The organism is Bradyrhizobium sp. 35 (genome assembly GCF_023073215.1).
GTDB classification, from domain to species: Bacteria; Pseudomonadota; Alphaproteobacteria; order Rhizobiales; family Xanthobacteraceae; genus Bradyrhizobium; species Bradyrhizobium canariense_D.
This window is the reverse complement of record NZ_JADPJC010000080.1, coordinates 21,005-45,398: the sequence shown is the minus strand read 5'-3', so window position 1 is coordinate 45,398 and position 24,394 is coordinate 21,005. Positions and strand designations below refer to the sequence as shown.

Below are 24,394 nucleotides of genomic sequence, written 5' to 3'. Positions count from 1 at the left end.
GCGATGACCAGCCGAGCCATCATCGCTTGTCTCGGCGCCGGCCGCATGGGCCGCGGCATCGCCGTCGCGTTTGCCTATGCGGGGCATACGGTCACGATGATCGACATCAAGGCCCGTTCAGTGGAAGATTTCGCCAGGCTGCAGGCCGATGCGCTCGGCGAAATCAGCAAGACCTTTGCCAGCCTGTCGAAGCTGGGGCTATTGACCGAGGCGGATGTTGATCCGCTCATTGCGCGGGTCTCGGTGGTGCCGGCCAGCCAGAGCGAGGTGGCACTGTCCGATGCGGGAATTGTTTTTGAAGGAGTCCCCGAGGTCGTCGAGCTCAAGCGGGATGTGCTGGGGGCGGCCTCAAAACAAGTCGGCCCCGATACGATCATCGCATCGACGACGTCGACCATCCTCGTCGACGATCTCTCAGGCGCGATCGTGAATCCTCGCCGCTTCCTCAATGTGCACTGGCTCAATCCGGCCTATCTGATTCCGCTGGTCGAGGTTTCGCCAGGCAAGGCCACCGATCCAGGCATCATCGAGGAGGTCAAGGCGCTACTCGAAGGCATCGGCAAGGTGCCGGTGGTCTGCGCAGCGTCTCCCGGCTTCATCGTCCCGCGCATCCAGGCGCTGGCAATGAACGAGGCCGCGCGCATGGTCGAAGAAGGCGTCGCCAGCGCCGAGGAGATCGACAAGGCGATCCGCTACGGTTTCGGCTTCCGCTACGCCGTGCTTGGGCTGCTCGAATTCATCGATTGGGGTGGCGGCGACATTTTGTACTACGCCAGCCGCTATCTCGAGGGCGCACTCGGCAGCGACCGCTATCGCGCACCGGACGTCATTAGCCGCAACATGCACGAAGGCCGGATCGGCCTGCGCACGGGCGCAGGCTTTCTCGATTATTCCGGCATGGACGTCGACGCCTATCGAGCAAAACGGCTTCAGGCCATGGTCGACCTGCTCCGGCACTTTGACCTGGCTCGCCCGCCTGTGCTCGATCGGACCTAGCCGAAGACGTTCTGAAGCACCCCTTCACGCACCACCGCGACGCCATCGAGCTCGATCGTCGTCCCCATTATCGGCAGATCGAAATGACCCGCCGTGTAGCGGCCAGCGAATTCGTTGGCACCGGTCGAGAACAGAAAGTTGCCGGAGACAGCGCGAATTTCGGTGCCGTTGGTGTCGCGCTGGTCATACATCGACAGCGCCTCGTAGCGCGCACCCGGATTCATGCCGAACCCGACATGCGAGACCGCATAGGCTTCCCGATCGCCCCAGGCGGCAAGATAGGCACGCATCATTGCGGCATCAGTGCCCTCGCCTTCCAGCTCGACGACATAATCGTCCTTCAGTGTCATCTTCACCGGCGAGGTCAGGTAACGCTTGAAGGTCAGGTTGATGTCGCCGGGCGCCATCACCAGCGTGCCGTTGATCGTTCCGCTCTTGGGGAAGCTGACGACGATGCCCCCTGGCCAATGCGCCAGCGTACCGGGCTTGTCCGTCCAGCCCCAAACGCCGACCGTGGACGCGCCGACCATATCGACGTCGAGCGCCGTGCCGGCTTTTGACGTCACCCGCATCCGCTTGGTCCCGCGCAGCATCTTCGCCGCCGCGCGAACGCGCTTCTCGAGCGCGGAATCCGGCACCATCCGCTCCAGCGCTTCGGGATGCTCGTTGGAGATCACCAGGATGCGCGCGCCGGCTTTGAGGATCTCGGGTGTCTCCACCGCATGCATCAGGCCCTCGATGGTGCAATCCACCACAAAGCCGGCCTGTTGAAGCGCCGTGATGACCGGGCCGAGCCGCTGGATCGCCTCGCTCGCCCCTGTCGAGCGAACCGGAACGATATTCCGGTTACGCGGGGTCGGCATGACCACGTGAAACGGTCGCGCGCCCAGGCGCAGCAGCGCGAGCTCCGCCAGGTGAACATTCAACGCACGTGACTGGGTTTCCGAGAGGATCGCCGCGGTATCGCCGGCCTTGACGGCGCATCGCTCAAAAATCTCGCAAAATGCGTCGATCCATTTTGCCTCAATGCGATCAGCCAGCATGGCCTACTCCCGTCTTTCTGTTTCTTCTTCGTCAGTTCATGCTTCGGGGAAACCCCGCAGCAGATACGCGCGCACTGCCCCCAGCAGACCATTGAGGATCAGGCCCAACAGCGAGATCGTGATCAGCGGCACGAACATGTCGACGGCCTGAAAGGTCCGGGCCGCCGTGACGAGCACATGTCCGAGCCCGTCGCTCGACGTGATCATCTCCGCCAGAAACACCACGATGCAGGAAATGACAAGGCCGATCCGGCAACCGGTCAGGATCGACGGCATCGCGGCCGGCAGCACCACTTTGAACAGGATCTGATAGCGCGGCGTTCCCGCCGCCATGGCCGACCAGATCAGCTTCTGCTCCACCGTTGAAGCGCCGTAATAAGTAGACAACAAAATGGGAAAGAGTGCATCCGCCGCGACCAGGGTGATCTTCGATCCATGACCGAAGCCGAGCAGCAGCAGCAATGCTGGATACAGCGCGACCTTGGGCAACGGCGCGAGCACGCGCACGATCGGCCGGACCACGGCGTTGATAGCCGGACTGGCGGCGGCCGCGATGCCGAAGCTGACACCGAGCACGACCGCAATCGCGAAGCCGGCAAACAACCGGATCAGGGTCGCCGCGATCTCCTGCTGAAACGACCATGTCACGAGTTGCTGCAGCAACCTGCCGAAGACATATCCCGGCGGCGGCAGCAACACCGCAGGCGCAAAGCCAAATGACACAAGGCCCTGCCACAGCGCGATCACCAGCACAATCGGCGCGAGCCCAAGGATGATGCTGGTGGAGCGAAGCTGCGGCATCATGAGAAGCTCAGCGGCATATCGAACTGCGGTTCAGACCAGCGCACCAGCCTTGCGCGGACCCGCTCGAAGATTGCATCCAGGCAGATTCCCATCGCGCCGACGATGATGATCATCGCAAAGACGGTGTCGTATTGGCCCATGTCGAGTGCATTGAACAGGATGTTGCCGGCGCCGGACTGACGCGCGATCATCTCGCTGGTGATCATCGTGATCAGCGCCAGCACGAGTCCGGTGCGGCAACCGGTCAGAATTTCCGGCAGCGCCGCCGGCAGTACGATCCGGACCAGCCGTTGCGCAGGCGAAAGCCCCATCGCCGCGCCCGACCATAGCATCTTCTCTTCCACCGCCTTGGCGCCCTCGAAGCTGTGATAGATCACGGGCAGGCTGACGCCGAGGAAGATCACCAGCGTCTTCGTGATGTCACCAACGCCGAGCCACAGCATGATGATCGGCATCAAGGCGGCCTTCGGCACCGGATAGATCACCATCAGGAGCGGATTGAAGAAGGCCGCGACGGCCCGGCTGCGGCCCATCAACAGGCCGAGCGGGATCGAAACCGATACCGCTATGCCAAACCCGACCGCCATGCGGCGGAGCGAGGCCAGGATGTTGATCAGCGCTTCCTTGTCTCCGAGGATGTCCGGGATTGCGCGGATTGCCTCGATCGCCGTCGGAAAGCTGTCGTTCTTTAGCGCGAGTGATGCAACCTGCCATGCCGCAAGAAGCCCGATGCAGGCAAACACCGGGGCGGTACGCTTGGCCAGGGCCGTCAGCGATGTCATGACGCTGATCCCGTATCTTCGACCTCGTCGAACATCCGCTCGATGTCGACAACGTATTTCTGGTAGCGAGTGTCGAGCAGCAGCTCGCTGCGGCGGCGCGGCCGCGGCAGATCGATGTCGATGACCTCGCGGATGCGGCCGGGGGATTTCGACATCATCACGACCTTGTCCGACAGGAAAACCGCTTCGTCCACCGAATGGGTGACGAACAGCACCGTCTTGCGATCACGCTCCCAGATACTCAACAGATCGTTCTGCAGGCGCGTTCGCGTGTGAGCATCGAGCGCGCCGAAAGGCTCGTCCATCAACAGAACCTCAGGATGGTAAGCCAGCGTTCGAGCCAGTGCCACGCGCTGCTTCATGCCGCCGGACAGCTCCTTGGGATAGAAATTCTCGTAGCCCTTGAGCCCGACCATTTCGATAAGAGCTCGGCTCTGCGCTTCCGCCTCGGTGGTGGGCACGCCCTGCTGGCGAGGGCCATACATCACATTGCCCAGCACGGTCTTCCACGGAAACAACGCGAACTCCTGGAATACCGGACCGCGATCCGGCCCTGGTCCCGTGATTATCCGTCCCCTGATCTTTGCAGAGCCGCTGGTTGGGCTGACGAAGCCGCCGACAACGTAGAGCAATGTCGACTTGCCGCAGCCGGACGGACCAAGGATCGAGACGAAGGCTCCCTCCTCGATCGCCAGAGAGATGTCCGATAGCGCCACATGATCCTTGCGCGCCGAGGTCTGAAATACCTGGGAGACGCTCTCGATCTCGATGATTGCAGAAGCCGGTTTTTGCGGCGTCACCGGTCTCACCCTTTCGCTCGATCTCGAAGGCACTACCTTCATCCCGTCTCACTTCGTTCGCGAACCCTGCGCAACAGGCTTGCTGAACATCCGCCAGCGACACGAGCTTAGCAAGAAACTTGCCAGACCAGTGGCTGTTTCCGGCAGGTTCGCCGCGTCATCCGAACCAGGGCCATTCTGCGGGCCCCTCATGTGTGACGGCCCCGCCCGGTGCCTGGCCAACCAATCGGGCATATTTCGCTAGCGCGCCTGCACGGTGACGAGGCGAACGCGGCTTCCAATCGTGTCGGCGAGCAGTGAGTTCCTGCTCGTCGACCAGCATATCCATCCGCCGGTTCGCGGCATCGATCCGGATCCTGTCGCCATCGCGTACCAGCGCCAGCGGACCGCCGATGAAGGCCTCGGGAGACACATAGCCCACGCACATTCCGCGGGTGGCGCCGGAGAACCGTCCATCCGTGATCAGGGCCACCTTCTCGCCCATGCCCTGGCCATAGATCAGCGCGGTGACGCCGAGCATTTCGCGCATGCCGGGGCCGCCGACCGGTCCCTCGTTGCGGATCACGAGCACATCGCCCGCCTTGTAGCTGCGTTCGCGAACCGCTGCGACACAAGCCTCTTCGTCTTCGAAGATGCGCGCCACACCTTCAAACAATTGGCTCTTCAGCCCCGCGACCTTGATCACCGCGCCATCAGGGCAGAGGTTTCCCTTCAGCACTGCCACACCGCCATCTGGCATGATCGGCGCGCGAGCCGCGTAAACGACCTCTCCGTCAGGAGCGTTGGAGGCGCTATATTCTTCGGCAAGCGTACGGCCCGTGATCGACAGGCAACTGCCATCAATATGCCCGCTCTGGATCAGCTCCCGGATCACCACGGCAGCGCCGCCGACGTCGTAGACATCCTTCGCCGTATATTTGCCTCCAGGCCGCAGGTTTCCGATCAGCGGCGTCCTGGCAAAAACCTCGCCGACATCGTCGATCGTGAATGCGATCCCGGCCTCGTTCGCGATCGCCGGCAGATGCAGCGCAGCATTGGTCGAACCGCCCGTGGCAGCCACGATCGCCGCACCGTTTTCCAGGGATTTCCGCGTCACGACGTCGCGCGGCAACGGCCCACCGCGCTCCAGCATCTCCATGATGAGGCGGCCGGCCCGCCTGGATATCTGCGCGCGCTCGGCATAGACACCCGGCACCATCGACACATTGGGAATGGTGAGGCCCATCGCCTCCGACACCATCCCCATGGTGTTGGCAGTGAATTGGCCGGCGCACGCGCCGATGGTCGGCAGGCAGGCGCGCTCGATCCGCTCGAGCGTGGCGCCGTCGATCTCTCCGGTCATGAAGCTGCCGACAGCCTCGTAGGAGTCGAGCACGGTGAGGGTTCGCCCGTCTATGCGGCCCGGCAGCGCGCTGCCGCCATAGATAAAAATGGACGGGACGTTGCACCGGACCATGCCCATCATCACGCCGGGAAGCGTCTTGTCGCATCCGCCGTATCCGATCAGCGCATCGTAGGCGAGACCATGGACGACGGCTTCGATCGAGTCGGCAATCAGCTCCCGCGAAAAAAGGGAGAACTTCATCCCTTCGTGATTCATGCTGATACCGTCGGAAACCGACACGGTCGAAAACTCGCGCGGCGTGCCGCCGGCCTCTTCGATACCGGTCTTGGCCGCTGCGACCTGAAAGTCGTGCGTCATGTTGCAGGGCGTCTGCTCGCCCTTCATGCTGACGACGCCGACCATCGGCTTGGCAATCGCAGCGTCGTCGAGCCCCATGGCGCGCATGAACGCGCGGTGCGGAGCCCGGTCGAGGCCATCCGTCGTGATCCGAGATCGGAGCTTCTTCATACGTGCATCTTCTTCATGCAACGTCCCGGATCATCCTGGACGCGGCGACGTTCTCGCTCGGTTCATTCGCCCGATCGCCTATTGCAGCGGAGCGACAATCGTCGAATGCTTGAATTGCGCGACATCCAATTTTGGCAGCATCCCTGTCTCCGCGTAGATGTCCAGCATCTTCTGGATCGCGGGGAAATTCGGTGCCGCGCCCGGATCGCGGCCGAAATCGTTGTCCTTAAGCAGATAGGTCTCGAGAACCGGAATAGGTGCTTTCAGGACTTCGTTGACGACCTTCAACGTCTCTTCGCGGTTCGCCAGCGCTTTCTTCATGCCAGAGGTAATGTCACGCACGTAAGCCTTCACCAGTTCCGGGTTCTTGTCGACGAAATCGGCACGGCAGGCTTCCAGAATGTGCACGATGTTCGGCATCGCCTGCGACAGCGAGAACAGTTTGCGCGTGCCGCCCTTTGCCTCCGCGCGCGCGGCAAATGGCTGGTTCATGTTGACCGCATCGACGCGGCCCTGCCGCAACGCATCTTCGGAGACGGCAAAGCCGACCTCGACCAGCTTGATGTCCTTGGCCGGATCGATGCCATTCTGCTTCAGCAACAGATTGAACGGGCCTTGGGTGCCACCGCCGATCACGGAGATTCCGACCGTCTTGCCTTTGAGATCGGCGATCGTCTTGATCGGGGAGTCGTCCATGACAGCCCAGTAGACCGAGAAACCACCGGCCTTCTCGAAGACATGCTGCGCCACGATGTAGGCCTTGAGGTTGCCGCCAACCACGCCGTTGGCGAGCGACAGCGGCGCCTGGGTCGCGCAATCCAGCGCGCCGGCCGCCAAGGCCTGCGTCATCGGAGCGGTGCCCTGAAACTGGGTCCATTCGATGTTGTAGGCCTTGCCGATGTTGGGAAACTCAGCCGGGCGGCGCATCATCCAGTATTTGGATTCTTCGGCCGGAATCGTCCAGCCGACGCGAATTGTCTGCTGTGCCCATGACGAGCCTGCGCTCGCGCTCACGGCCGCTGCCGCCCCCAAAGCCAGGATCCACTTCGAAACGGTTCGCATCGTGCCCACTCCGCTGCCCAGGCGCCGACCGGCGCCATCCAACCCGACCGTGGCAAATGTTTCATGGTTCAAACAATCAAGCAAGCCATGCAGGCCCTGCGGTTTCGTCGTGGGATACGCCATGTATGGTAGTGCAGCGACCGCGCGGCGTCGCGGAGCAACAGATGGAGGCAACCTTTGGCTGAAGCGAGCAAGACAAACCCGCAGGGCGTCGAGCGGCTCGGCTATCTCGGCCTTGGGCTGATGGGGACACCGATGAGCCGGCGCCTGCTCAAGGCCGGCCATCAGGTCACTGTCTGGAACCGTTCCGAAGGGAAGACGGCCGCGCTCGTCGAGGCGGGTGCCAGGCGCGCAGCCACCCCCCGCGACTTGATGGAGAGCTCCGACATCGTCTTCATGTGCGTGACGGATGCGGCTGCCGTGGAAGAGGTGATCTTCGGGCCCGAGAGCATCTCAACTGCGCCCGGCGCGGGCAAGCTCGTGGTCGACTTCTCGTCGATCCATCCTGACGCCGCACGAGACCTTGCAACGCGATTGTTAGCTGCGAACGGCGCGGGCTGGATCGATGCGCCGGTGTCCGGTGGTACCAAGGGGGCCGAGGAAGGCACGCTTGCCATCATGGCCGGCGGAAAAGCAGGCGATATCGAGCGGGTCCGCCCCTACGTGCTCGCCATGGCACGCAGGTTCACCCACATGGGCCCGACCGGCGCCGGCCAGACCACAAAGCTATGCAACCAGGTGATCGTCGGATGCGCGATTGCCGTTCTTGCGGAGGCAACACGCCTTGCCGTGAACGCCGGAATCGATGCCAACCGGTTACCCGAAGCCCTCGCCGGCGGCTTCGCGGACTCCATTCCGTTGCAGCTGTTTGTGCCGCGGATGGTCCAGGGCATACACTCACCGCCGCTTGGTCATATCGCTACGATGCTCAAGGACCTCGATACCGTCGTCGACGTCGCGCAGTCGACGTCGACGCCGGTGCCCATGGCCTCGCTCGCAGGACAACTTTTCAGGCTCGCCAAGGCCGCGCGAGGCGCGGATGCGGATGCGCTCGAAATCTACAAGCTTTCGGCCGGGAGCGCTGAACCGTCGAGCGCGAAGTGAAGCACGCTGGCTGTGACTGCTTGTGCTAGCCGTCGGCGAGAAATCGGCCGAACGCGCCGCGCGCGAAGAGCAGCGGCTCCTTCGCATTGTAAGTATAGGCCTCGACCGCACCGAGAAAGATCACGTGGTCGCCGCCGTAATAGCGATTGACCGAGCGGCATTGAAAATTGGCGACGCTCTCGGCGAGCACCGGCGCGTTGCCGAGGCCCGGCGTCCAGCCGACACCGGTGAACTTGTCATCAGACGATTTAGCGAATTTGCTCGCAAGCGCCTGTTGCGAAACGCCAAGAACGTTGACCGTGAAATGACTGGCGTTCTGGAAGGTGGTTAGACTAGAGGAATAGACGACCAGACTCCAAAGAACCAGCGGGGGATTCAGCGAGACCGAGGCGAACGAATTGCACGTCAGGCCATAGGGCTTGCCATCAGGAGCCGCAGCCGTGATGATCGTCACCCCCGTGGCGTAGGTGCCGAGCGCGCTGCGAAAATCACGGGGATCGATCGGCGAGCTGTCGCTCGCGAGTTCGTTGGCCGGATCGGGAACGGCCGGCTGCTTCGGCAGATCATTCATCGGCCGGCCTCACAGCGTGAGATTCTCGGACGGCAGCCCCAGCGCCACGCGTCCATAATTGGTCCCGGCCGCATCGAAATTGAACGCGAGATGCGAGTTGATCGCGTGCGCATCGCGGAACTGCCGCTGCAACGCGCCCGTCGTGAACAGGCCCCGTGCTCCGCTCGCGGCAAACAGCATCGACACCGCATCCGTGCAGAAGTTTACTGAAAAAGCGCCGTCGCGCCGATATCGGGTCTTGGTCGCCATATCGGGGATATGACCCCGCCTTGCATCCTCCATGGCATTCAGACAGGCCGAGCGCATGATCAAGCGTGCAGCATCGATCTTCGCCGAGGCCTCGGCGATCTTGATCTGGGTGCTTTGAAAGTCGCTCAGGCGGGCGTGGTTGTAGGTAGAAATGCGATGACGGACGACCTCCGCATAATCGTCGAGACACGCCTGCGCGTTCCCCAGCGCGACGCCGGAGAGGACGTAGGGAAACAGCGAGAACACGGGGAGCTCATACAGCGGGTTGGGATTGAGCTTGCTTCCCGGAGTCGGACCGCCGTCAAGATCGCCGACCGCGACCGTCATGTCGTCGGGCACGAAAGCGTCCCTGACCTCCACGTCGCAGGACCCGGTCCCGCGCAGCCCCGCGACATTCCAGGTGTCGAGGACCTTGTAGTCGGCTTTCGGCAGCAGAAATATCCGATACTCGATGCCGTCTGCCTCATCGTCGGAGTAGACGACGCTTGCAAGCATGTTCCACGCGCAGGAGGCAACGCCCGAGGAGAACGGCCAGCTGCCGTGGAGCCGGTATCCGCCCTCAACTCGCGTGGCACGTCCGGCCGGAAAAATGAACGAGGACGCGATCAGCGTGTCCGGATCACGACTCCAGACCAGATCCTGCGCCGTCGGTTCGAACATGCCGAGCATCCAATGATGGCTCGCCAGATTGGCCAGATTCCAGGCCACCGAGGCGTCTGCTTGTCCGAGCAGGTCCGCGCAATCGATCAAGGCGACATAATCGAGCTCGGCGCCGCCAATGCGCCTAGGCTGAAGCATCCGGAACAGGCCGGCGTCGTGCAGATCCTTCTCCGTTTCCGGCGGCAGATGCCGCAACTCCTCTGTCCGGGCCGCTCGCTCGCGCAGCCGTGGGACGAGCGCCCGGGCCTTCGCGATCATTGCCGCATGGGCAGGTTCATCGGATTGCGCCGCTGCGGGCCGGCCCACGCTCCGCTCTTGACCAGGCGCCATTCGTATCCCTCGCTTTCATGCATTTATGCGGCGAGACCCTTGCCAAATCAAGCCGGGGCAGCGCTGTCTGAGTATGGCCGTCCTGAACAGGCGCGGGAAGGATGCGATACAGCGAAGGTGGCGGCATTGCCAAGCGATGGTCCGCCAGCCGCGCGAGGCCTGGCCTGTAGGATCGCCCTTCAGGCTCAGCCCGACGTCGAGGGTTTGCCCGACCCGAAAACGCCCTTTTGGGTGAACTGCGATATCCGACGCTCGTCGTAACCGAGCGTATCACGCAAGACCTGCTCCGTGTGCTCGCCCAGCAACGGAGCAGCCACAGGATCAACCGGGCCGGTCAAGCTCATGGCAATCGGCGGCTCGATGTTCGGGACCCACCCCGCCGTACGATGCGGAATCCGGTTCAAGCGATGGCGCTCTCGCGCCTCCGGTGCATTGAACCCCTCCTCGACCGTTCGGAGATAGCCGACCGGAATATTGGCCAGCTTCATCTTGGTCATCCAGTTCTCGAGAGTATCGCTCGCAAAGACCTCCGCGATGGCTGCTCGCAAAAGCTCCTTGTGCTCGGAGCGGGCTTTGCGCGTTGCAAACTGCGGATCGGTGATGAGATCGGGCCTGTTCAGCACTTCAACCACCAGCCGGCGATAGAGCCGGTCGTTCGCGCAGGCCATGTAAAGCGGTCCATCGGAGGCCTCGTACACGCCGACGGTAGGTGAGCCACTCGGCGAATTACCAAACCGACCGGGATTTTCGCCGTTGATCAGATAGGCCATGCCATAGAAACCGGTCATGCCCATCGCGACGTCGAACAGGGCGACCTCGACATGCTGGCCGCGACCGAGCCGATCCCGCGCCAACAGCGCCATCAGGATGGCGTTGCAGGCAGACATCCCCGTCGCCATGTCCACGATGGGCGGTCCGGTGCGAACCGCCGGGCCATCGGCAAATCCGTTGAGCGACATGAAGCCGCTTTCCGCCTGCGTGATCGGATCAAAGCCGGGACGCGATGCAAACGGCCCGGTGCGCCCGTAGGCGGAGATCGAGCAATAGACCAGCCGCGGATTGAGCGGCGCAACAGTTTCATAGTCCAGGCCAAATTTCTTCATGACTCCGCTGGAGAAGTTCTCGACGACCACGTCGGCCTGGCGAATCAAATCCAGCGCGATCTCACGAGCCTCCGGCACGGTAAGGTCGAGCGTGATGCCACGCTTGTTGCGATTGAGGCTCAGATAGGCAGCACTCTCTCCACCGATCTCGGCGTGTTCATACGCACGCGTGTCATCGCCTCCGTCTGGATTCTCGATCTTGATGACGTGCGCGCCGAAATCAGCAAGCGTCTGCGTACAGGCCGGGCCGGCAACCACACGCGTGAAATCGACGACCAGCAGACCATCGAGCGCGGTAGGCGCGCCCGTCGCCCGCGACGAACGTTCCGGCAATTGAGGCTTGGTGGGCATCGACGGCGCTCCCTTACATCGGCTTATCGTTGCCGAATTTTCCGCAGGAGCAAACTTAAAGCCCGGCACCGCGGACTTCGCAAGTCCTTCGCCCGCATCGCTTCAATACGCAAACAGGGCCGGCAGCTGTCAAGCTGCCGGGCCTTGAACGTTCCGTGTTTCGCTTCATCTCGCGCGAACCATTTTTTTGCGTTGCGTGAATCGCGTTCCGCACCACGGGAAACTTGGCTCCTCGTTCAGCGAAGCCACTTTCGCCAGTACCGTATGCGGCCAAGCCCAGGGCACATGGGGTTCGAAGAGCCGATAGCCCGCCCGGATGAATTATTGGCAGACACCGGATTGTCCGTCGTATCCGGGACGATGCTGTCCCGTCCAGTACGCCGTGCCCTTGCCTCGATCACCCGCATCAGCCTGCACTGGAGGTCACGTCCCCGGTGCCGCTGCAACACACCGACTCTGGAGAAATAACCGCCATTTCGAATGTGCGTTGACGGCACGATACCGGCGAAGGCTACTGGCTCAGCGCCGTGATAGGCAAGCCACCACGCCCCTAACTGGAATTGCGGCAAGGGAGCCGCATCGAAGAACGCCGACTGATGCAGATCGGCCAATGTATCGACAATGTCGTCATCGGATGCATCGACGATGCGAATTCTGTACATGAGACGGTCCATTGGGATGAGATGATGTGAGTGGAAGTGCAGAAATGTCGTGCCGATTGAGGCTCACTTGCCCAGCACGACCTTGACACCTAGCCAAACCGCGCCCATCAGCCCGGTGGCGACCTTGTCGCTGAACAGTTTGAAGCCGTGGCCGAGGCCAAGGCTGGCGATCTTGCCCTCGATCAGCCGCTTGGAAGATTGCGCCAGCGTCCGCTGCGCTTCTCGAATGCACACAGCGAGCGTACCGCGCTCGGCCTGACAGGTCTCGACCAGGAGCTCGCCGAAGAAATGCGATTTGCCGGAGCCGCGTCCACCATAAACGCCCTTGTAGCGCGCGGGCTGCAGCAGCGGCTCGAATATCTTGGCCGTCGGAATTTTCAGGATGGACAATGGATGCGCTCGCTCGATTTTTCCACGGCTCAGGCGTCACGATCGGCATCCCCACCGCGCAAGCTCCCCGGGTACACGATGATGCGCTCGATCCGGTGAATCAATTCCAGCACGCCATCTTCTCCGTTCTCGATCGGCTGCGCCGCCTTGTCCCAGCCGCGATCGAGGATTGCATTGGCGGCGGAGACACGGGCGGCCGGCGTTGCGTCGTCGCTGCGCATGATGCCGACGAGCACACGGAGCGCAGTCCTGGTGTGGCTCCGCGCCAGCGAGCGGATTTCGGTCAGGGTGCGCGCGCTGGACGTCTTCCGTCGCGCAGGCGCGCGGACCGGCTCGCTCACGAGCGCAATTTCCATGTCCTCGCTCAAGACAACGTCTCCCACAGCGCGATTGCAACCAGGCCCGCGAGCGCTAGCGATATCAGATAGGCGGTCATCGTCTCTCCTCGACAAAGAAAATGCGCGGCAGATCGCGAATGAGGCGCGATCGTTTCGGGCGCGAACCCTATCTCCGTATCCGGAGACCGCAGCGGCGCGAGCAGATCGCTCGCGCCGCGGGCCGGCACGTTCGCGCGTGCGCGGCCAGCAATGGTACGGACGGCGGCACGCCGATCGGCGCTCCCTCAACGCGTTTCAAGCGAGTGCGTGGCCGTGATGCGTGGGCCGCCGTCCGATTCCGAAAATGGGATACGAAAAAACCCGCGGCGGATTTGGTCCCGCGCGGGCGTTGCGAACTTTTCGATGATGCCACTATGCCAGTGTTTTGCCCGACGGGTCAAGCTCTATTTCGATTTTTGCGAATCAAAGCCGACGGAGACCTTCGGAAAGCCAATCCCAGTCAGGCTGCCGGCGTTTCGCCCGAGGTGTCAACGAACGAACCGTCCCTGCCCGCGTTAAGCCGGTCAGGAGGATCGACCAATGACACTGAACATGACACCGAAAACCTCGCGGGACTTGCCCGGCCAGAAGCCGCGCATCGACGGGGAGCCCGACACGCGAGAGGCCATCATCCCGGACGCTGACGAAACCGAGGACCAGAACCGTGATCTCGTTCACGGCGAAGGCGGAGCCATCGATCTTCCCACCAGGCCCGGCGATCTCTCGAAGGATGATTAGGCCTTGTGCTTTGCACGAGGAGTCCAACATCGCTCGTTCGACCACGCCGTACCGGAACTTACGCCAAGGCGGGCGCGTTTATTCCTTCAGGAGGAACGTTGTGTGATGAGCCATACCGTACTGGTTGTTGACGACGATCCCGGCGTGCTCGACGTCATGGTCGACATGCTGGAAGAACTCGGCTGCAAGGTGGTCAGCGCCCACAGCGGCACGGATGCGCTCGACCGGCTCAGGCAGAACCAGGACATCTCCATCCTCATCACCGACATCAACATGCCCGGCATGGACGGTCATGAACTGGCCGAGCTGGCCAGGCGCCGCCGCCCGGAGCTGAAGATCCTGCAGCTGTCGGGACGTGAACCCCGGCGTGACGGGCTTCCCATGATCAGAAAGCCGTTCTCGTTCGAGGAACTCGCCAGCACCATGCGGCGCACCGTCGGCATCTGCTGAAGCTCGCAAGACCGAAACATCGCAAGCCAAAAAGTCTGAAAGCCAAAAGCCCAAAACAAAACCCGCGGCGGATCGCATCCGCGCGGGTTGAACCAAACTCTTTTTCGATGATGGCATTATGCCGGTGTTTTGCCGGACGTGTCAACGCGGCGAACGCGGACAAGGGATTCCCTCTCCCCACTCAGATATGTGGGGTGCAACGGGCTTGCTTCAAGCCCCCGACCCTGCCGTAGAACCCTCGACCCGAACACCATCCCGAGGGGTCTCACATGCCTGTACTGCTTCCCACGTCCCGGACGCGCGGCCACGCCAAACGCGCCGGCGCCCGCCACGAAGACCACGCCGTGGTGATCGCCGGCGGCGGCCCGACCGGCTTGATGCTGGCTGCGGAGCTCGCGCTCGCGCATGTCGACGTCGCCGTGGTGGAGCGGCGCGCCGATCAGGAACTGGTCGGCACGCGCGCCGGCGGCTTGCACGCGCGCAGCATCGAGATTCTCGACCAGCGCGGCGTCGCGGATCGTTTCCTGCGCGAAGGACAGATCACCCAGCTCGCGGGCTTCGCCTGGACCAGGCTCGACATCAGCGACCTCCCCACCCGGCACCCTTACGGGCTGACACTGCGGCAGAGCCACATCGAGCGCATCCTGGCCGAATGGGTCAGCGAGCTCGCGGTGTCGATCTATCGCAACCGCGAGGTGACGGATTTTGCGCAGGACGAGACCGGCATCGACGTGACGCTCTCCGGCGGCGAGACCTTGCGCGCGAATTATCTGGTCGGCTGTGACGGCGGCCGCAGCCTGGTGCGCAGGGCCGCCGGCATCGACTTCGCAGGCTCCGAGCCGACGCTGAGCAATCTCATGGCCGAAGTCGAGATGCGGGACGAGCCCGCATGGGGCCTGCGCCACGACGCGCTCGGCTTTCACGGCCTCAGCAAGACCGAGAGCGGGCGCGTGCTGGTGGTCGTGACGGAAGCGACGCTCGATCGCACCGGCGTGCCCGGCGCCCGCGATCTCAGCGACGCCCTCGTCGCCGTCTACGGCACCGATTTCGGCCTCCACAACCCGTCCTGGATCTCCCGCTTCACCGATGCGGCACGGCAGGCCGTGTCCTACCGCAAAGGCCGCGTGCTGCTCGCCGGCGATGCCGCGCATATCCATCACTCCGTCGGCGGGCAAGGCCTCAACATCGGCGTGCAGGACGCCGTCAATCTCGGCTGGAAGCTCGCGCAAGTGGTCAAGGGCCTGTCGCCGGACAGCCTGCTCGACAGCTACCATGCCGAGCGCCATCCCGTCGGCGCGCGGACCTTGCGCAACACCATGGCGCAAATCGCCCTGCTCCGCCGCGGCGAGGACGGCCTCAAGGCCGCGCGCGAGGTCGTCGCCGAACTGCTCGCGATGGACGCGCCGCGCCAACGTTTTGGCGCCATGATGAGCGGGCTCGACGTGCACTACGATCTCGGCCAAGGCCACGCGCTGCTCGGACGCCGCATGCCCGATCTCGACCTCGTGGTGGACGGGCGTCCGCTGCGACTGTTCACGTTGCTGTACGGCGCGCGCGGCTTGCTGCTTGATTTTGGGAAGACCAGCGGCTTCGACATCGCGCCCTGGGCAGATCGCATCAATCTCGTCGAAGCGGACTATCACGGTGCATGGGAGCTTCCGTCCATTGGACAAGTCGCGGCGCCAAAAGCCGTGCTGGTGCGGCCTGACGGGCATGTGGCCTGGGTGGGAGACGAGAGCCAACACGGACTTGCGGAGACGCTGACGAGGTGGTTCGGACCTGCCTCAGACTAGTCAGGTAGGCGCGAGGGAACGCGGCTCAAGATTCGAATATTCGTGCGTTCACCGTGCGCAGGCTCATCGACGCTTCCGGCTTGCTGCGGTGGCGTGGGGGCCGGCTGATGAGATAGTGCGTCGCGCATCCATTGGGGTAAACCAATCAGAGCCGCGTTCTCTTGCTGTGGAGACTCCAATGGAGTCGGTGGCGACCGTGTTTCCATTGCAATTCCTCGCCTGGAGACAAGACGATGCGAAGCTTACGAAGCCTCGGGTTCGCTGGTCTCATTGTCGACTATCGATGGATGATCCGGATGTACGATGATGCGTTCGATCCGTTGCAGCAATTCGCGCGGCCGCGCGTCCGTAGCCAAGGGCTGTACCGGCTTGCCCCACCCACGATCGAGAATAGAGTTTGCGGCGGCCACCCGCGCAAAAGCGTTCGCTGTCTCTCTGAACATGATGGTAGCAAGCACGTTGAGTGCCGCTTCGGTCTTGGCTTGTGCCAGGGTTTCGATATCGGCCAGCGTTGGTGCCCTGAAACCTTCCCTGACTACATGCTCAGCAACAGGAAGATGCAGCTCGGTCCTTCTCCTAAATTTGGTCATTTGGAAATCCGTTTGTTTAAATGACGACTCCGCAAATAAAAAGCCCGCGGCGGATTGCTCCGCGCGGGCTGATCTTCAATGATGCCATTCTGCCAGTGTTTTGCCCGACGTGTCAAACTCAGGCGCGGCAGCCGCACTCCCTTAGAGGCAGCTAGCTACAGCAGCACCTGCCGTTCTCTTGAACCGGCGGACAGTAAACGGTGCCGAAGGAACAGAACACGCAGCAGTCGCCAGAGAGCGGCTTTAGGCGCTCGCCGCAGCCTTTGCAGTCATAGAAGAACTGGCAGGCGTCGGTCGGCATGACCTCGGTAGCAGCGTGACCGCACTTCGGGCACGTGATGGTAGAGTTTAAGATCATCTGCGATGTTCCCTGCGCAGCGTCCGCTCCCTTCGACTTCTGGCGCAGCTTCCTGATCAATCCGCGGCGGTCCGCGGCATACTCTTCGATGATGCGCCGCCGGGCCTCGTCGCTCTCGCGGGGCATCACTTCTGGCTTTTCGGGCGGCTTATCACTCATGGCATCATACGAACCGCCCCGCGCCATGCGACTTTGATCTAGATCAAAAATGTTCGATCCTTGGAGCCTCTTCCACCTTCTTCAAGCGCGCGGGGGGCACCGAGTAAGGGCTGCCGGCGAGCCTTCTTCAGCTCGGTCGCCAGTTTTATCTTCTCTCTTAAAACGAGGATTTCGGAATATTCCTTTTGGATCTCTGGGGCGACGCGAAGTGCTTCAAGCTGCTGGGTGGCCAGTTTGAAGATTGCGGCAATATGCGTACCTTGGATGGGGTGCATGGTGATCAAATCCGCTGTGGGAAAAAAACGGAAAGGGACCATACAGCGAACTGCGTTGTGGCGTCGCTGGAAATAAACAGCAACATTGCTGTCGTTTTGTTTGCAGCGCGTCACTGCCCTCATCGCGTGGGCGGAGAGACGGCCCCGGCTTGCAGGGGGCTGGAGGTATGGCCGGGGCCGCTCCGCCAGCTCGGCGGCGAGCCAGCACCGCACCAATTCCGGTGCGACTGCCGCAGTTCCTGAGTTGAGGAGATTCCTGATGGCGCACCAGTAGGCGCAAGAAAGCCGGTCGCTCATGCGACCGGCTCGCCACAAACCTGTGGGCTAACGCAAAACTATCAGCGGCCCAGCTTGCGCTCGACCTTCTTCCGGCTACTGCCCACTTTCTTCACCGCCTTCTTCACGGCAGAAGCCGAGCGGCCCGTCTTCTTTGCCTCGTAGCCAACTTCGTATTTCTGCCCGCCCGCAACGCGCGCGCGGTCCTGCTTGCGACCGCGAGTTGTCTGCTTCTTCGCTTTAGCCATGTTGCTCTCCTTGCATCTCTGAAACGCAAGAGGAATCAAACGGTTCCCCACGCCCATCCGGTTCGCCCAGATTGGCGGAACGAATCCGGCCGTGAAGATTCGAATCAAGGCGTTCGTTGCGTGGAGTTTGTCAGTGGCGTTGCAGCGTCAGCGAAGGCTGGGGGCGCTCGGGGTGAAAGCGCCCTTCCCCGGCTTCATCAAACCGGCCTTGCCATCGTGGGTGGACCGCGTGCCATCCGGAGCGCGGTGGATTCACGAAATCAAGTTCGACGGCTACCGGGTGCAGCTTCATTTGGCCAATGAGGCTGTCACCGTCTACACCCGTCGCGGCTACGACTGGACCAAGCGCTTTAAGAAAGTCGCCCGCACATCAAGGCAGGATCGGCGATCATCGATGGCGAGGTTGTGGTCCCTGCTGCCGATGGCAGCACCGATTTTTCCGTCCTTCAAAACGAGCTGAAGGGCACATCAACCAAGATCGTGCTCGTGGCATTTGACGTGCTTTATCTGAATGGGCGAGACCTGCGCGGCCTGCCGCTGTTTCAGCGCAAGGCCGAGTTGAAGAAGATCATCTCCGGCACCGCAGTGCAGTTCAGTGAGAGCTTCGAGATCGCAGGCAACGAGATGTTCGCGCATGCCTGCAAGGTCGGGCTTGAGGGCGTGGTCTCCAGGGTTCGCGACAGCACCTACAGCAGCGGCACGGGTAACAAATGGGTCAAGAAGACTTGCAGGCAACGCGAGACACTGACCATCGCCGGTTTCGCGCTCGACGAAGGCAAATGGGACGGCATCTATCTTGGTCGCCATAAGGGAGATGATCTCATTTATGCGGGCAAGGTCGACCTCGGATTCGACAAGTCATCTGCCGCAGAAGTCCACAAACGATTGAAGCCGCTTGTCCGCAAGACGCAACCTTACACCAAGCGGATCGCGCACAAGGGCATCTGGGTCGAGCCGAAGCTGCTTGCGGAAATAGAGTACCGCGCGAAGTCGGCGGAGGGGAAAGTCCGGCATCCCTTCTTTAAGGGCTTGAGAGAGGACTTGTGATGGATAGAACCTCCCGCATCCTTCAGGATCTATACGACAGTGAAATCAATTTCACGATTGCCGCCTTTTGGAATGGCGGTTTTCAAATCAACCTCGGGCTCGGTGATGAGGTGAACGGCTTCGATGCCGAAGGGGAGGCCGACAATATCGTCGATGCTGTCGAGTGGCTTCGTGTCGAAGCTATCGAGAAATATCCGGAGAGTGTCTTTGCAAAAACTCATCGACGATGACTTGACATGTTCGGCGGGTGCAACAACCACGATGGTGGTTTACTGCGCCCATAATTGTGACACCGAATTCGAGACCGAAGTTGAGGAACTCGAATGCGGCGCCGGCCAAATCGTCTGCCTGGAATGCGACGGGAGCGGACGCTGCCTGTTTCCTCCAGAGATGGTCGGAGGCGAACTGGCCTGCGTCGATTGCAAGGGGACGGGCCGCCAGTTGGTCAGCATTTGAGAGCGCTTTGGTTTTCCACAGCCACGACAGGAAGTAGCCCGTTGCGCTTCTCGCCTACCACCTATCGATAATTTGCCAGCTTGGCCGGCACATGGCTTTGATCGCGGCATGACCACCAAGTCCCGCCAACATCTCTACGGCACTCAAATCAAGATTTCGGCCGAGCGCGCCAAGGAGGCGCGCAAGGAGGCCGACAAACTGGCTTGCGCGGCCTGGAACTATCGGATGCTTGGCTATAAGGGCCCGGCGCAGCCATCGCCGACGATCGGAGATGCCATCAACGCCGGCTTCCTATACCTCGAAGTGCGATGCCTTGGATGCGACACCAACCAAACCGTGGCACTCGATGTCGTCCGTCGTGCCAAGACGACGCCGGTGCATGAACTTGAGCGCTACATGCGATGCAAGAACTGTTCGGAAGTGCGGCGCTATCCGTATAAGCGAAGCGCACTCGTTGCATTAAGACCAACGAAAATCTCGGCGGATAATCCGGCATCTTACTGGTGGCCCGGCGAGCGCTAAGGATCATCGAACATATGTGCAACCTCTATTCGATCACCACCAACCAAGCCGCGATAGCCGACCTCTTCCGGGTCGTCCGCCGCTATGAAGGCAATTTGGCGCCAATGCCGGGTGTGTTTCCGGATTACCCCGCGCCAATCATTCGCGATGCGGGCGGCGAGCGAGAGATGGTGCTGATGCGCTGGGGCATGCCGCCCCCTCCGCGTACCGGCGGCCCGCCCGTCACGAACATTCGCAACACCTCGTCGCCGCACTGGCGCGCGTGGCTCAAGCCGGAGCACCGCTGCCTCGTGCCAGTCAACAGCTTTGCCGAATACGCGCCGGAGCCCAACCCGGAGACCAAGAAGAAAGACATCGTGTGGTTTGCGCTCGCGGACGCCCGGCCGCTGTTCGCGTTCGCCGGGATCTGGACGACTTTCAATGGCGATCGCGGCACCAAGTCGAAGCCCATTCCGGGGCCGCATCAGGTGTACGGTTTTCTCACCACGACGCCGAATGCGGTCGTGGAGCCAATCCATCCGAAGGCAATGCCGGTGCTGCTGACGACAGCGAAAGAGCGAGACGTTTGGCTAAGGGCGCCGTGGGAAGAAGCCAAGGCGCTTCAACGGCCGCTACCAGACGAATGCTTGAAGATCGTCGCGCGCGGCATCGAGAAGGAAGACGCATTCGCCGCCGCTACAGCTGATTCCTAATAGGGGAGCCGGCTCCCTACGCCCTATTAGACATGCGCTTCTGTCCAAAAGTGCACATTGCTCACAAGCAATCAAGATGAGTAACGCGCTCAAGTGGCTGAATTTGCTCGCGCAATTAAATCCGCCAACATATCATATGATGTTTCCTCTCGCCGCCAGAAGCGCGAGGATTGATCCATCACCGCAAGGCAGTTGCCATCGACCGGGTGATGAGACCGCCGAAATTGCTCCCGCCCCACGCGAACGAGGGAGACGTGCATGCAGAAGCGACGACGATTCAAGCAGACCACGACACTCGACGAACGGCTCGCCGCGGAGGCCGCGCGGCTGCGCGAGGAGGCGCGCACGCTCGCGCCGGGGCGCCGCCGCGAGATGCTGCTGCGCCAGGCGCGGCAGGACGAGACCGCCATGCATATTGCCGCCTGGCTGCAATCGCCAGGGCTGAGGCCACCGACATGACCCAGCAATATCGCGCTTACCTGGTCGGCGACAACGGCGTGTTCCGATCGGCCGAAGCGTTCGAGGCCGCGTCGGATGCGAACGCCCTCACCTTCGCGCAGCAGTTCACGCAGCACGGCAAGGTCGAGGTCTGGCAGCTCGGCCGCAAGATCGCCGTACTCGAGCCCGAGCAATCCCCGCCGGGCGTTCTCACGCGTCAATGATCGCGTGATGCCGCAGGCGTCGTGAAGGTCTCGATGGCGAACGAGAACTTGACCTGCATCACGGGACCCTTGGCATCGCGAACGTCGATCGCCATCGTCTGCCTGCCGCCCGCGGCAGGCGCGGAGAGGATAGCATCGCGCGCCATGTCCGCGACCGACTTGGCGGCTTCCGCCTGAACGGCGCGCCAGCTGGCCAGCTCCAAGCCTTCCGCGTCGAGCGCTACACCGGTGTCGTCGCGCAGATCGAAATAATATCGGGGCATTGCAGCATCCTTTGCCCTAATAGGTCCGAAGCGGACAAAGGTTTCCGGAAGTCGCGAAAAAATCTATGGGAGATCAATGGGTTCCGGGAACTTCGCGGTTCCTACCGCGTTCGTGCCTCTTCAGGAAGCCGAAAGCGACAGGGCGAAACGACATTCGGCCCCCTCACTCCTCCGCAAGCTTCCCGACGATGTAGGCATCCACCGTTTCCGCGAACGAGCGCTGCACGCCGACCGCAGTGCCATGCTGGTCGAGCGCGTCGCGCTGGAGCACGCGCAGGCCGCGGCCGCGCATGCACACCGGCGCGGTGTTCAGATATTGGTCGATGGCGCCTGTCGCGAGCGGGATGGCCTTCGGGTCGCCCCTTGCGATCAGAAGCCGCAAGAGGCTCTGGCATTCGGCCAAGCCTGGCGTGGGACCAGCGCCTCACGCCTGCCGTGATTTCGCCGGCCGCTTGACCGCTGGGTGTGGGTGCCGAACAGCGCCAGCAAAAACGCGACTTCTTCCTTCGAACCAACCTGGATCATGATGATCTCCTTTTCGCTAGGTTGGTCGGACGCAGCCGGCGGGACGTTCGAGACTATCTGGTTTCAGCACTGTTTCAGGCGTGTTTCATCGGGCCGCGCCATGTCCATGGTCGCCTGAAATAGGAACAGCTCCTCGGGCCAAAGGGTTATCGGTGCGTCGGTCCGGATGCACGACCGGCGCCCCCACGGCCTCAGCTCGCCCCCCGGGCTGGGGCCGTTTCTTTTCGACGGCCTAGTTTTGATCTTGCCTGGGCTTCTCCCAAGACAGCTTGTTGCAGCCGGAACACCGGAAGATGGCCATCGCGCCGTCCGGTGAACTCACCGCGTCGATGAATGTCATGGGTTTGTTGCACGCAGCACAAATCGGCCGCTGCCTGGTGTCTTGATCCGCCATGCGCGCAAACGCGGGAACGGCGGAAGAGGTTTCTATCGTTCTGGAGGTTGAGGGTGCCAGATCTTCGGAACTTGCTGCTGAAGCAGTGAGATCGATGCCGCGATCTGCTCCCGCGAACGGCGCAGCAATTGTCGTGTCGTTTGGCTTGCATCGAGCTGGTGCATTTTCTGCCGGTCGAGATCCGTCTCGAAGTCCTCGCGGGTGAGCATGACAAGCTCCCGTGTTGCTGCCCATTCGCAGAGTACGTCGAGAGACGATTGAGGACCGTTCACAAGTGAACACGGGGCGGGATGCCCGCCTTCGACCCAGCCGGTCTTCAGGGTCCGCGCTTCTGCGTGACGAGGCGCAGCGCGATGCCGTGCTGCCAGGCGCGCACCCTCACTGCCGCTTCGCTGCGACCAAGCTCGCCGGCGATCTCGTCCGGCCGCGAGCCCGCTTCGGCCAACGCCTTCAGCCGCTCGTGCTCTTCCGCTGTCCACTTCTTCAACAACGGGTAGCGTGATTGCATGATTAGAAGCTGTCTCGCCTGCGTGGTCGATGCAGGCGACAAGCGGGCGAAACCCGCGAAGTTCCTATCCGAGATTGCTATGAGATCTCCGACGGGGCGTCCCGCGGATGGGCCGACGACGGCGCGCGCTCAAATCCAGACGTCCTCGCGGCACGAATCGCACCGATAGATCAGGATCGAGCAATCGCGCCTCACGTCGAAGATCGAGGTCAGGCAGCGCGTGCCCCTCTCGCATTTGGGGCACGCCGGCCCCGGCTTGTAATGCTGATCCGGCCTCGTTGCCGGGCCTGCTTGCTGTTCGCTGCTCATCTCATCCCTCGTTGGAGGACTGAGTTCCTAAGTACCAAAGTGGACATTCGTTCCAAATCGCACGGGCAGCGCTTCTGATGGAAGCGACGGCCTAGACGCCCCATGATCGCGCCCGCCGATCATCGGCTTCGTCGTGAACCATCAAGCGGGTTTGCCCTGAACGATCAAACCGGCTTGCTGTTGGCGCCCCCCCCCCGCAGTTCGTCCAGGCTCTCGACGGTGCAGATGCGCGCGGCGCGGCGGGCCAGTTCGTCGTAATTTTGCGCCACCTTGCGCAGCACGTCCCGCGTCTCGGGGTACTCGCAATTGTCCGCCTTGGTGCGAAATTCTTCCGCCCGCATCCGCCAGTAGCGCGGAGGGTGCATCCGCTCGGTGCCCATGGGCCACTCCCCTCGATTGGTCCGACTGTTCGTGTTCGTTAATGGAGAGCGCGTCCAACAGTTCCCGCGCAGATGTTCTGGCCCCGATCGCACGTTCAGATTGCGGCCCGCTGGGACGGCATCTCCCGGGATTGGTCGACTTTAGTTCAAATGCAGCAGGGCGGGTTCGCCAGGATGCAATTGGTTCGCGCCATGCTGGACAATGTCCCTTGCGACCAACGCAATCGGGCAAGGGCCGGAGAGATCATCGATGTATTACGTCGCCGCCGCGTTGCTGGTACTGTCGGGACTGTTCTACTCCGCGAGCCATCACGAGATCGGCTCGTTCGGCGTCACCATGTGCACCTATGGCAGTGCGTTCTGCAACAACCCGCTGATCGTCTTTGCCGGCGCCGCGCTGGCCGGCGCCTGGGGCATGTTCGTCAGCATCAAATAGTCCCGACCGCACGCGCTCAGGAGACAAACGTCTCGCCGGTGCGCGGGTTGCGCACTGGCCGGCCATCGCAGTCCGGTCGCGCTCGGAATGCGTGCCAACGCTGCACCGGGTATTCTTCGATGATGCACTTATACAGGTGTTTTGCCCGACGAGTCAAACCAAATTAGCTTTTTCAGA

At 62.1% G+C, this 24,394-nt stretch carries 33 protein-coding genes and 2 pseudogenes; 13 read left to right on the top strand and 22 right to left on the bottom strand.

Annotated elements, in window-relative coordinates; all coding sequences use genetic code 11:
- The first annotated feature begins 3 nt into the window (after positions 1 to 3).
- Positions 4 to 996, top strand: a complete 993-nt coding sequence (locus tag IVB36_RS16425) for a 3-hydroxybutyryl-CoA dehydrogenase (protein WP_247392188.1) — start codon at positions 4 to 6, stop codon at positions 994 to 996.
- Here the strand turns inward: IVB36_RS16425 and IVB36_RS16420 are convergent.
- The 6 genes from IVB36_RS16420 to IVB36_RS16395 all read right to left on the bottom strand — a co-directional run bounded on the left by IVB36_RS16420 (position 993) and on the right by IVB36_RS16395 (position 7,339).
- The gene (locus IVB36_RS16420) at positions 993 to 2,039 is read right to left on the bottom strand and encodes a peptidase M29 (RefSeq protein ID WP_247361459.1); all 1,047 of its coding nucleotides are present in this window, start codon (positions 2,037 to 2,039) and stop codon (positions 993 to 995) included. The genes IVB36_RS16425 and IVB36_RS16420 overlap by 4 nt on opposite strands.
- A gap of 36 nt (positions 2,040 to 2,075) precedes the next feature.
- Positions 2,076 to 2,843 (bottom strand): ABC transporter permease subunit, encoded by a 768-nt coding sequence (locus tag IVB36_RS16415; RefSeq protein ID WP_247361456.1) that lies wholly within the window; start codon positions 2,841 to 2,843, stop codon positions 2,076 to 2,078.
- Positions 2,840 to 3,625, bottom strand: coding sequence for an ABC transporter permease (locus tag IVB36_RS16410; RefSeq protein ID WP_247361454.1), 786 nt, complete (start codon positions 3,623 to 3,625; stop codon positions 2,840 to 2,842). The genes IVB36_RS16415 and IVB36_RS16410 overlap by 4 nt, the downstream gene beginning before the upstream one ends.
- Entirely contained in the window at positions 3,622 to 4,467 is an 846-nt protein-coding gene (locus IVB36_RS16405) for an ABC transporter ATP-binding protein (RefSeq protein WP_247392186.1), read from the bottom strand. The genes IVB36_RS16410 and IVB36_RS16405 overlap by 4 nt, the downstream gene beginning before the upstream one ends.
- A gap of 115 nt (positions 4,468 to 4,582) precedes the next feature.
- A complete protein-coding gene (gene ilvD / locus IVB36_RS16400) occupies positions 4,583 to 6,277 on the bottom strand; it encodes a dihydroxy-acid dehydratase (protein WP_247392184.1) in 1,695 nt (564 codons plus the stop codon).
- A 78-nt stretch (positions 6,278 to 6,355) separates the two neighbouring features.
- Positions 6,356 to 7,339 carry an ABC transporter substrate-binding protein gene (locus IVB36_RS16395; protein WP_027566680.1) on the bottom strand — a complete coding sequence of 328 codons (984 nt, stop codon included), beginning with the start codon at positions 7,337 to 7,339 and terminating at the stop codon, positions 6,356 to 6,358.
- Positions 7,340 to 7,516: 177 nt separating this feature from the next.
- Here IVB36_RS16395 and IVB36_RS16390 point away from each other — a divergent pair, with 177 nt between their 5' ends.
- The gene (locus IVB36_RS16390) at positions 7,517 to 8,443 is read left to right on the top strand and encodes an NAD(P)-dependent oxidoreductase (protein WP_247361448.1); all 927 of its coding nucleotides are present in this window, start codon (positions 7,517 to 7,519) and stop codon (positions 8,441 to 8,443) included.
- Positions 8,444 to 8,468: 25 nt separating this feature from the next.
- On the opposite strand, the gene IVB36_RS16385 is transcribed toward IVB36_RS16390, so the two are convergent.
- The 6 genes and pseudogenes from IVB36_RS16385 to IVB36_RS16360 form a co-directional block, all read right to left on the bottom strand.
- Positions 8,469 to 9,014, bottom strand: a complete 546-nt coding sequence (locus tag IVB36_RS16385) for a flavin reductase family protein (RefSeq protein ID WP_247361445.1) — start codon at positions 9,012 to 9,014, stop codon at positions 8,469 to 8,471.
- 9 nt (positions 9,015 to 9,023) lie between these two features.
- Positions 9,024 to 10,253, bottom strand: a complete 1,230-nt coding sequence (locus tag IVB36_RS16380; protein WP_247361443.1) for an acyl-CoA dehydrogenase family protein — start codon at positions 10,251 to 10,253, stop codon at positions 9,024 to 9,026.
- A 185-nt stretch (positions 10,254 to 10,438) separates the two neighbouring features.
- Complete coding sequence (locus IVB36_RS16375) at positions 10,439 to 11,707, bottom strand: CoA transferase (protein ID WP_247361441.1); 1,269 nt, start codon at positions 11,705 to 11,707, stop codon at positions 10,439 to 10,441.
- A gap of 236 nt (positions 11,708 to 11,943) precedes the next feature.
- Positions 11,944 to 12,369 (bottom strand): annotated as a pseudogene (locus tag IVB36_RS16370) (GNAT family N-acetyltransferase).
- Positions 12,370 to 12,432: 63 nt separating this feature from the next.
- Positions 12,433 to 12,759, bottom strand: coding sequence for a phage terminase large subunit (locus tag IVB36_RS16365; protein ID WP_247392181.1), 327 nt, complete (start codon positions 12,757 to 12,759; stop codon positions 12,433 to 12,435).
- A 29-nt stretch (positions 12,760 to 12,788) separates the two neighbouring features.
- Positions 12,789 to 13,127, bottom strand: coding sequence for a hypothetical protein (locus tag IVB36_RS16360; protein ID WP_026232828.1), 339 nt, complete (start codon positions 13,125 to 13,127; stop codon positions 12,789 to 12,791).
- A gap of 549 nt (positions 13,128 to 13,676) precedes the next feature.
- On the opposite strand from IVB36_RS16360, the gene IVB36_RS16355 reads away from it, so the two are divergent.
- The 3 genes from IVB36_RS16355 to IVB36_RS16345 all read left to right on the top strand — a co-directional run bounded on the left by IVB36_RS16355 (position 13,677) and on the right by IVB36_RS16345 (position 16,117).
- Positions 13,677 to 13,874: a hypothetical protein gene (locus IVB36_RS16355; RefSeq protein WP_018454847.1), complete on the top strand. Its 198-nt coding sequence runs from the start codon at positions 13,677 to 13,679 to the stop codon at positions 13,872 to 13,874.
- Between the two features lie 105 nt (positions 13,875 to 13,979).
- The gene (locus IVB36_RS16350; RefSeq protein ID WP_018454848.1) at positions 13,980 to 14,324 is read left to right on the top strand and encodes a response regulator; all 345 of its coding nucleotides are present in this window, start codon (positions 13,980 to 13,982) and stop codon (positions 14,322 to 14,324) included.
- Positions 14,325 to 14,593: 269 nt separating this feature from the next.
- Complete coding sequence (locus IVB36_RS16345; protein ID WP_247384057.1) at positions 14,594 to 16,117, top strand: FAD-dependent monooxygenase; 1,524 nt, start codon at positions 14,594 to 14,596, stop codon at positions 16,115 to 16,117.
- 242 nt (positions 16,118 to 16,359) lie between these two features.
- On the opposite strand, the gene IVB36_RS16340 is transcribed toward IVB36_RS16345, so the two are convergent.
- The 4 genes from IVB36_RS16340 to IVB36_RS16325 all read right to left on the bottom strand — a co-directional run bounded on the left by IVB36_RS16340 (position 16,360) and on the right by IVB36_RS16325 (position 18,023).
- On the bottom strand, positions 16,360 to 16,707 hold the full coding sequence (locus IVB36_RS16340; protein WP_018454850.1) for a hypothetical protein: 348 nt from the start codon (positions 16,705 to 16,707) through the stop codon (positions 16,360 to 16,362).
- 151 nt (positions 16,708 to 16,858) lie between these two features.
- Positions 16,859 to 17,065 carry a GDCCVxC domain-containing (seleno)protein gene (locus IVB36_RS16335; protein ID WP_026232829.1) on the bottom strand — a complete coding sequence of 69 codons (207 nt, stop codon included), beginning with the start codon at positions 17,063 to 17,065 and terminating at the stop codon, positions 16,859 to 16,861.
- A gap of 197 nt (positions 17,066 to 17,262) precedes the next feature.
- Complete coding sequence (locus IVB36_RS16330; protein WP_245288400.1) at positions 17,263 to 17,796, bottom strand: hypothetical protein; 534 nt, start codon at positions 17,794 to 17,796, stop codon at positions 17,263 to 17,265.
- Positions 17,797 to 17,837: 41 nt separating this feature from the next.
- Positions 17,838 to 18,023: a DUF3606 domain-containing protein gene (locus IVB36_RS16325; protein ID WP_007601546.1), complete on the bottom strand. Its 186-nt coding sequence runs from the start codon at positions 18,021 to 18,023 to the stop codon at positions 17,838 to 17,840.
- A 133-nt stretch (positions 18,024 to 18,156) separates the two neighbouring features.
- On the opposite strand from IVB36_RS16325, the pseudogene ligD reads away from it, so the two are divergent.
- The 7 genes and pseudogenes from ligD (at position 18,157) to IVB36_RS16290 (ending at position 21,402) form a co-directional block, all read left to right on the top strand.
- Positions 18,157 to 19,070: pseudogene (gene ligD / locus IVB36_RS16320) on the top strand (non-homologous end-joining DNA ligase).
- Positions 19,070 to 19,300, top strand: coding sequence for a hypothetical protein (locus IVB36_RS16315; RefSeq protein WP_018454854.1), 231 nt, complete (start codon positions 19,070 to 19,072; stop codon positions 19,298 to 19,300). Before ligD ends, IVB36_RS16315 begins: the two are co-directional and overlap by 1 nt.
- Positions 19,278 to 19,526 carry a hypothetical protein gene (locus tag IVB36_RS16310; protein WP_157642926.1) on the top strand — a complete coding sequence of 83 codons (249 nt, stop codon included), beginning with the start codon at positions 19,278 to 19,280 and terminating at the stop codon, positions 19,524 to 19,526. Before IVB36_RS16315 ends, IVB36_RS16310 begins: the two co-directional genes overlap by 23 nt.
- Positions 19,527 to 19,634: 108 nt before the next feature.
- Complete coding sequence (locus IVB36_RS16305; protein WP_018454856.1) at positions 19,635 to 20,048, top strand: hypothetical protein; 414 nt, start codon at positions 19,635 to 19,637, stop codon at positions 20,046 to 20,048.
- 14 nt (positions 20,049 to 20,062) lie between these two features.
- Complete coding sequence (locus IVB36_RS16300; RefSeq protein ID WP_018454857.1) at positions 20,063 to 20,740, top strand: SOS response-associated peptidase; 678 nt, start codon at positions 20,063 to 20,065, stop codon at positions 20,738 to 20,740.
- 258 nt (positions 20,741 to 20,998) lie between these two features.
- Positions 20,999 to 21,199, top strand: coding sequence for a hypothetical protein (locus tag IVB36_RS16295; protein WP_018454858.1), 201 nt, complete (start codon positions 20,999 to 21,001; stop codon positions 21,197 to 21,199).
- Complete coding sequence (locus IVB36_RS16290; RefSeq protein WP_018454859.1) at positions 21,196 to 21,402, top strand: hypothetical protein; 207 nt, start codon at positions 21,196 to 21,198, stop codon at positions 21,400 to 21,402. Before IVB36_RS16295 ends, IVB36_RS16290 begins: the two co-directional genes overlap by 4 nt.
- On the opposite strand, the gene IVB36_RS16285 is transcribed toward IVB36_RS16290, so the two are convergent.
- From IVB36_RS16285 to IVB36_RS16260, 6 genes are all read right to left on the bottom strand, one after another.
- On the bottom strand, positions 21,396 to 21,665 hold the full coding sequence (locus tag IVB36_RS16285) for a hypothetical protein (protein ID WP_247392179.1): 270 nt from the start codon (positions 21,663 to 21,665) through the stop codon (positions 21,396 to 21,398). The two genes, IVB36_RS16290 and IVB36_RS16285, sit on opposite strands and share 7 nt — an antisense overlap.
- Before the next feature lie 163 nt (positions 21,666 to 21,828).
- Positions 21,829 to 22,047 (bottom strand): hypothetical protein, encoded by a 219-nt coding sequence (locus IVB36_RS16280; protein ID WP_245288401.1) that lies wholly within the window; start codon positions 22,045 to 22,047, stop codon positions 21,829 to 21,831.
- Positions 22,035 to 22,190, bottom strand: a complete 156-nt coding sequence (locus tag IVB36_RS16275) for a hypothetical protein (RefSeq protein ID WP_247392177.1) — start codon at positions 22,188 to 22,190, stop codon at positions 22,035 to 22,037. Before IVB36_RS16275 ends, IVB36_RS16280 begins: the two co-directional genes overlap by 13 nt.
- Positions 22,191 to 22,616: 426 nt before the next feature.
- Positions 22,617 to 22,793, bottom strand: a complete 177-nt coding sequence (locus IVB36_RS16270; protein ID WP_198293354.1) for a hypothetical protein — start codon at positions 22,791 to 22,793, stop codon at positions 22,617 to 22,619.
- 107 nt (positions 22,794 to 22,900) lie between these two features.
- Complete coding sequence (locus tag IVB36_RS16265) at positions 22,901 to 23,092, bottom strand: SANT/Myb-like DNA-binding domain-containing protein (RefSeq protein WP_247335279.1); 192 nt, start codon at positions 23,090 to 23,092, stop codon at positions 22,901 to 22,903.
- Between the two features lie 473 nt (positions 23,093 to 23,565).
- Complete coding sequence (locus IVB36_RS16260) at positions 23,566 to 23,781, bottom strand: hypothetical protein (RefSeq protein WP_085350652.1); 216 nt, start codon at positions 23,779 to 23,781, stop codon at positions 23,566 to 23,568.
- A gap of 250 nt (positions 23,782 to 24,031) precedes the next feature.
- On the opposite strand from IVB36_RS16260, the gene IVB36_RS16255 reads away from it, so the two are divergent.
- Entirely contained in the window at positions 24,032 to 24,217 is a 186-nt protein-coding gene (locus IVB36_RS16255; protein ID WP_018454867.1) for a hypothetical protein, read from the top strand.
- The last annotated feature ends 177 nt before the right edge of the window (positions 24,218 to 24,394 follow it).